Origin of the sequence: Flavobacterium sp., assembly GCF_035760125.1 — a bacterium.
GTDB lineage: Bacteria > Bacteroidota > Bacteroidia > Flavobacteriales > Flavobacteriaceae > Flavobacterium.
Window position 1 is genome coordinate 1 of sequence record NZ_DASTTN010000210.1, and the last position, 6,368, is coordinate 6,368.

5 protein-coding genes are annotated in these 6,368 nt (G+C 35.3%); 2 read left to right on the plus strand and 3 right to left on the minus strand.

Annotated elements, in window-relative coordinates; translation table 11 throughout:
* The first annotated feature begins 268 nt into the window (after positions 1 to 268).
* On the plus strand, positions 269 to 2,065 hold the full coding sequence (lepA, locus tag VFS71_RS07785) for a translation elongation factor 4 (RefSeq protein WP_326400362.1): 1,797 nt from the start codon (positions 269 to 271) through the stop codon (positions 2,063 to 2,065).
* A gap of 101 nt (positions 2,066 to 2,166) precedes the next feature.
* On the opposite strand, the gene VFS71_RS07790 is transcribed toward lepA, so the two are convergent.
* Positions 2,167 to 3,099 (minus strand): 1-phosphofructokinase family hexose kinase, encoded by a 933-nt coding sequence (locus VFS71_RS07790; RefSeq protein WP_326400363.1) that lies wholly within the window; start codon positions 3,097 to 3,099, stop codon positions 2,167 to 2,169.
* A 151-nt stretch (positions 3,100 to 3,250) separates the two neighbouring features.
* On the opposite strand from VFS71_RS07790, the gene thiL reads away from it, so the two are divergent.
* Positions 3,251 to 4,297 (plus strand): thiamine-phosphate kinase, encoded by a 1,047-nt coding sequence (thiL, locus tag VFS71_RS07795; protein ID WP_326400364.1) that lies wholly within the window; start codon positions 3,251 to 3,253, stop codon positions 4,295 to 4,297.
* Between the two features lie 73 nt (positions 4,298 to 4,370).
* Here the strand turns inward: thiL and VFS71_RS07800 are convergent, their stop codons facing one another.
* Together VFS71_RS07800 and VFS71_RS07805 are read right to left on the minus strand one after the other, a co-directional pair.
* Complete coding sequence (locus tag VFS71_RS07800; protein WP_326400365.1) at positions 4,371 to 5,066, minus strand: response regulator; 696 nt, start codon at positions 5,064 to 5,066, stop codon at positions 4,371 to 4,373.
* A partial coding sequence (locus tag VFS71_RS07805; protein WP_326400366.1) for a sensor histidine kinase occupies positions 5,063 to 6,368 on the minus strand: 1,306 nt, incomplete at its 5' end. The genes VFS71_RS07800 and VFS71_RS07805, both read right to left, overlap by 4 nt.

Consider the following 6,368-nt stretch of genomic DNA (forward strand, 5'->3'; position numbering starts at 1 on the left):
TGATTTTGAATAATATGGTAACTAATTAAGGGGTATATGTATTACAATTTGAAAAGACTTTGGGTAAATGCTTGAGTTTCCTATTTTGAAACTTTGAAACTGTTGAATTTAGAGTATATTTGCAGATTAATTGTCGCTTTACGGCGTTTGCGTGAGGGATAGTAGTGGAAAGCCCGCAGTCCCGTTTTTTTCGGGACGAGGACTTGTAGCGAATAGCCCGACGGCTTTTTCTGCCGGCACGCCCAAATAAATTTGATATTAGGATAAGATGAAACATATTAGGAATTTTTGCATTATTGCACATATTGACCACGGAAAAAGTACATTGGCGGACCGATTATTGGGGGCAACCCAAACGGTAACTGCTCGTGAAGAAAAAGCTCAATTGCTTGACAATATGGACTTGGAACGTGAACGTGGTATCACGATTAAAAGTCACGCGATACAAATGGAATATACGTATAAAGGGGAAGAATATATCTTGAACCTAATCGATACTCCTGGTCACGTGGATTTCTCTTATGAAGTTTCTCGTTCTATTGCGGCTTGCGAAGGTGCGTTATTGATTGTGGATGCTGCACAAAGTATTCAGGCACAAACTATTTCTAACTTGTATTTGGCTCTTGAAAATGACTTGGAAATTATTCCGGTTTTGAATAAAGTTGATTTACCAAGCGCCAATCCAGAGGAAGTAAGTGATGATATTATTGACTTGCTTGGGTGTAAATTGGAAGATATTATTCACGCTTCTGGTAAAACTGGTTTTGGTGTAGAAAATATTTTGGCAGCGATTATTGAAAAAATTCCGGCTCCAAAAGGAGTAAAAGATGAGCCTCTTCAGGCTTTAATATTCGATTCACATTACAATCCGTTTCGTGGTATTGAGGTAATTTTTCGTGTGAAAAACGGGGAAATTAAAAAAGGCCAAAAAATAAAATTCATGGCTACCGGAAACGAGTATTTTGCCGATGAAGTTGGAACATTGAAATTGAATCAAGTTCCTAAAAATGTGATTTCGACAGGAGATGTTGGGTATTTGATTTCTGGAATTAAAGAAGCCAAAGAAGTAAAAGTGGGTGACACGATTACCGATGCCAAAACGCCTACTACGAATATGATTACTGGTTTTGAAGATGTAAAACCAATGGTATTTGCCGGGATTTATCCTGTTGATACGGAGGATTACGAGGATTTGCGTTCTTCTATGGAAAAACTGCAATTGAACGATGCTTCGTTGGTATTTACACCGGAAAGTTCTGCGGCTTTAGGGTTTGGTTTCCGTTGCGGATTCTTGGGAATGTTGCATATGGAGATTATCCAGGAGCGTTTGGAACGTGAGTTTGATATGACTGTAATCACTACTGTTCCTAACGTTTCGTATTTGGCTTACACCAAAAAACATCCGGAAGATGCTTTTGTAGTTAACAACCCATCTGATTTACCGGAACCTTCTCGTTTGGATCGTGTTGAGGAGCCTTTTATTAAAGCGACTATCATTACCAAATCTGATTTTGTTGGAAACGTAATGAGTTTGTGTATCGAAAAACGTGGTCAAATTACGAATCAAACATATTTGACAACGGAACGTGTAGAATTGAATTTTGATATGCCTTTGGCTGAGATTGTATTCGATTTTTACGACAGATTGAAAACGGTTTCAAAAGGATATGCTTCATTTGATTATTCTCCAATTGGAATGAGAACTTCAAAATTGGTTCGTTTGGATGTTTTATTGAATGGTCAAACGGTTGATGCGCTTTCTGCGTTGATTCACGAAGACAATGCTTATAACATCGGAAAGAAAATGACCGAGAAATTACGTGAATTGATTCCGAGACAACAATTTGACATTCCGATTCAAGCAGCAATTGGCGCGAAAATCATTGCCCGTGAAACGATTAAAGCCTTACGTAAAGACGTTACTGCCAAATGTTACGGTGGAGATATTTCTCGTAAACGTAAATTGTTGGAAAAACAGAAAAAAGGTAAAAAACGTATGCGCCAAGTAGGAAATGTTGAAATTCCGCAAGAAGCTTTTATGGCGGTATTGAAATTGAATGATTAATCTTTTTTAGAGAATAGAAGAAAGATTCAAGAATAAAGAAAAAACCTGATGATGTAAAAATTATCAGGTTTTTCTGTGTCTTTTCTGAAAATACAGATTGTTTATTTATCCTTCAACCAATCAAACAACCGTTGCGCATCTGCACCTTTAAACAATTGCGTTCCCTCGTTCATTGTAGCAGCAGAGCCGCAGGCCACACCCCAACGGATGACTTCTTTCAAGCTTTTATTTTGCGAAAGCGCCCAAACCATTCCGCCAACCATACTGTCGCCGGCACCAACGGTACTTCTCTTAGCAACATTGGGAGCGGGAACAAATTCATAATTGTCTTTGGTCACTAATACTGCTCCTTGAGGCCCGAGTGAGACCACTACAATTTCGGCTCCACCTTTGGCAATGATCTGCTTGGCCGCTTCATTTACTTCTTCCATTTCTAGTCGTTCAACGCCTACTAGTTTTGCCAATTCGCCTACGTTTGGTTTGATGAGATAAGCACCTGTTTCCAATACTTTTTTCAAGGCTTCTCCAGAGGTGTCAACTATTAGCTTTGAATTCGATTTTTTGGCTATTTCGGCAACTTTTTGATAAAAATCGAATGATAAACCTTCGTTTAGGCTACCACTGGCTACTAGGAATTTAGGCTTTAAGTTGGCTATGGCTTGAAGTACCGCTTGTTCCTCTTCATTGGTTATTTCGCCTCCTGTAAAACCAAAACGATACTGAGAATTAGTATTTTCATCTACCGCGACAAAACTTTCTCTAGTCCAAGTTTGGATAGGAATGGCTTGATAGGCGATGGATTCTTTGGCAACCAATTCTTCCAGCATTTTTCCTAATGGCCCTCCAGAAGTGAATACTGCTAATGATGATCCACCCAAACGAGAAATAGCTTTGGAGACATTGATTCCGCCGCCACCTGCATCGAATCGGGGTTCTGAACAGCGTATTTTTTGTTCGGCCACTAAACCTTTAAAATGGGTGCTTTTATCTAAAGCTGGATTTACTGTAAGGGTAACAATATCGAATGAGTTCATTTTTTGATGTTTTGATAAACTAAAGGTGCAAAAAATAATGGAATCATAAAAATATGTTACAGTAAAATCTCTTCTCTTTTAAATTTATAAAGCAAATCAACTTCGTACCTTTGCAACCTTGGTAAAACCAAAAAAGCAATAAACAGACAAAATGATTGAAGATAAAACCCCGCAACGTACAAGCATAGCCCAATTAGGAGAATTTGGCTTAATAGACCATTTGACAAAAAACTTCGAAATCACGCAACCTTCCACACTAAAAGGGATTGGTGACGACGCAGCCGTCTTGGATTTCAAAGAAAAAAAAGTGGTTGTTTCCACCGATTTATTGATTGAAGGTGTGCATTTTGATTTAGCCTACATGCCCTTAAAACATTTAGGTTACAAATCCGTCGTGGTCAATGTATCCGATATTTGTGCGATGAACGCCAGACCAACACAAATCACAGTTTCGATAGCGGTTTCGAATCGTTTTCCATTAGAAGCATTAGAAGAACTATACGAAGGAATTGCTCACGCAGCCCAAGAGTATAAAGTAGATGTAATTGGCGGCGATACGACCTCTTCCCAAAAAGGATTAATCATCAGTATCACTGCTCTTGGAGAGGCAGATGAAAATGAAATCGTTTATAGAAACGGAGCCAAACAAACAGATTTATTGGTAGTTACAGGTGATATTGGAGCCGCTTATATGGGATTACAAGTATTAGAGAGAGAAAAACAAGTTTTTCAAGTAAATCCTAATTCTCAACCAGATTTGGATGCCTATACCTATTTGATTGAGCGTCAATTGAAGCCAGAAGCCCGCAAGGATGTCCGCACTTTATTGCATGCTTTGGAAATAAAACCGACTTCTATGATTGATATTTCCGATGGATTATCATCGGAGATTATGCATTTGTGCAAACAATCGGGTGTTGGTTGTAATTTATATGAAGATAAATTGCCGATAGATCCTCAATTCATAAATGTTTGCGAAGAATTTAATATCGATAGCACAACAGTTGCCATCAACGGTGGAGAAGATTACGAATTGCTTTTTACCATTGCGATGGAAGATTTTGAAAAAATAAAAGGAAATCCAAACTTCAGTATTATTGGGCACATGACCCAAGAGAGTGAGGGGGTTCATCTTGTAACTCGCGCCAATACCAAAATACCTTTGAAAGCAAGAGGTTGGGACGCAATAAGTGAGTAATGATGATGGAATAAAAAATATTAAATGAAAAAAATGACACTATCTCAGTGTCATTTTTTGTTTATTTGAGGAGTTAAAAGATAATTCCTCTAACTTTTGCTTCCTGAATCAAATCGATATCACTTCCGTCTTCAATTTTAAATAATTCTTTTAGATTTACTTTTCTGCTTTCTATTGCATGTAATGAAATAGGGATATATTGTGGAATATCTTTGGTTTTTGTCCCTTTGGAAATATGAAATAAAATCAATTTATCAAATTGATCGATATCCTCAAAATCATTATTAATTTGCTTGGCCATTTTAATCACAGAGTGACTGTAATAAATTTCATCTTTCAATATAATGTCAAAACCAAAAAGTAATTCATCAAAGGTTAAATCATTTTTTATAACAAGTCCTGCAGGATTTATAGTCTCAATTATATTCTTTATTTTAAGCAATTCAGTGTACATTGTCAATAAAATAATTTTGCAATTGGGCATCAATTCCATAATTAATTTGGCTAAATCCTCACCAGAAATAATTCCTTTTTCTTCATATACAGGCATACTAATGTCTAAAAAGGCAATGTCAAAAAGAGGAGTTTCTGGATTTGTAATAATATTATAACCTGTCTCACAGTCCTTACCTTGAGTGAATGAATATTCGTAAAGGTCAGGTTTGTAGCGGGTAATGGCGTTTTTATATCCGTCAATTATAAAGGGATGGTCATCTACTATTAAAATATTTTTTTTAATTAACTTTTCCACTTTTGAATCAACTATCATTTTACTACTGGTTTTTGTGTTTTTTTAACTGGAATTGTAATTATAATTAAAGTGCCTTCTTCTTTTTTTGATTTTATTTCAAGTGTTCCCTCACATTCTATGGTCCTTACTTTTATATTTTGCAAGCCAATACCTTTTTTGGCTCGATTGACATTAAATCCTGTTCCATCATCATTTATTTTCAGTACTAAATTGTCATTTTCCTTTTTGAATTCTACCTTTATTTTTGTTGCATTAGCATATTTATTACAATTTTGAAGTGATTCTTGAAGAATTCGATATAAATTAATTTTTGCTGTATTGTCAATCAAATCCCACTTTATGGCGGGGTCAATGTGAGCAAGAAATTTAGTCGAATATGTTTTTTTCTGTTCTTCGAATAAATTAGTAACGATTGCTACGAAGTTATTAATTAATTCTGATTTTTCTCTATTCAAGTTATGTGAAATTTCACGAATATCTTGTTCAATATTTTTGAGTTCTGTTAGGTAATTTAATCTGCTTTCGATACCAGAATCATCCTTGATTTTATTTAAACTATCCAAATTGATTCGAACACCAAACATTCTGCCTAAAACACCATCATGTAATTCTCTAGCTACTCTTTTTTTCTCTTTAATATTATTGATTTCAATAGTGTTTTGCTGATTAATTAACAAATTGTAGATTTCTGCATTGGCTTGTTGTTGTTGTTGTTTAAACAACAATTCACGTTGTTTAACTTTTTGCAATTTAATGGTATACAACAATATTGCCAAGATTATAAAAGACCCAAAAATCAACAAAAGTTTCTTGTTTTGTCCTTCCAGATTAGTGTTTTCTACTTTAATTTCATCTGTTTCATATTCTATTCTGGAAAATTTTTCACCCATTTTACGTTCTGCTTTTTGCAAACGATCATTAATGAGGATGTATTCTTTAGAATAAATAGAAGCCTTTTTTTGATCTACCGCTTCCATTTGTTTGAGAGCGTCCAAAATTCTTCTCAATTGATTATTACTACGCGAAAACATAAGTGCCTGCTTAGCGTATTGAATAGCCTTTAACGTATCTTTCTTCGAAGCAAAATATTCAGACAGATGAATTTTGTTAATAATAATCCCTGCGGTAAAATCCAAACTATCTCTTATTTTTAGCGCTCTATAAAACTGATTTGGTAACCCTTCGGATTCTTTAAGTTTGAATTTGGAATAAGCCAAATTATCCAATAACATAGCATATAGTTTAGGTTTGTCCTCAAACAAATGTTCTTCTTTCAATCCTCTTTCAAAATATTTTTTGGCCTGTTTGTAATTTTTCAAA

What these genes read in the sequence shown, in the direction of transcription:
- lepA (WP_326400362.1), top strand. Translation starts at nt 269, where the DNA reads ATGAAACATATTAGGAATTTTTGCATTATTGCACATATTGACCACGGA.
- VFS71_RS07790 (WP_326400363.1), bottom strand. Translation starts at nt 3,099, where the DNA reads ATGAACTCATTCGATATTGTTACCCTTACAGTAAATCCAGCTTTAGAT.
- thiL (WP_326400364.1), top strand. Translation starts at nt 3,251, where the DNA reads ATGATTGAAGATAAAACCCCGCAACGTACAAGCATAGCCCAATTAGGA.
- VFS71_RS07800 (WP_326400365.1), bottom strand. Translation starts at nt 5,066, where the DNA reads ATGATAGTTGATTCAAAAGTGGAAAAGTTAATTAAAAAAAATATTTTA.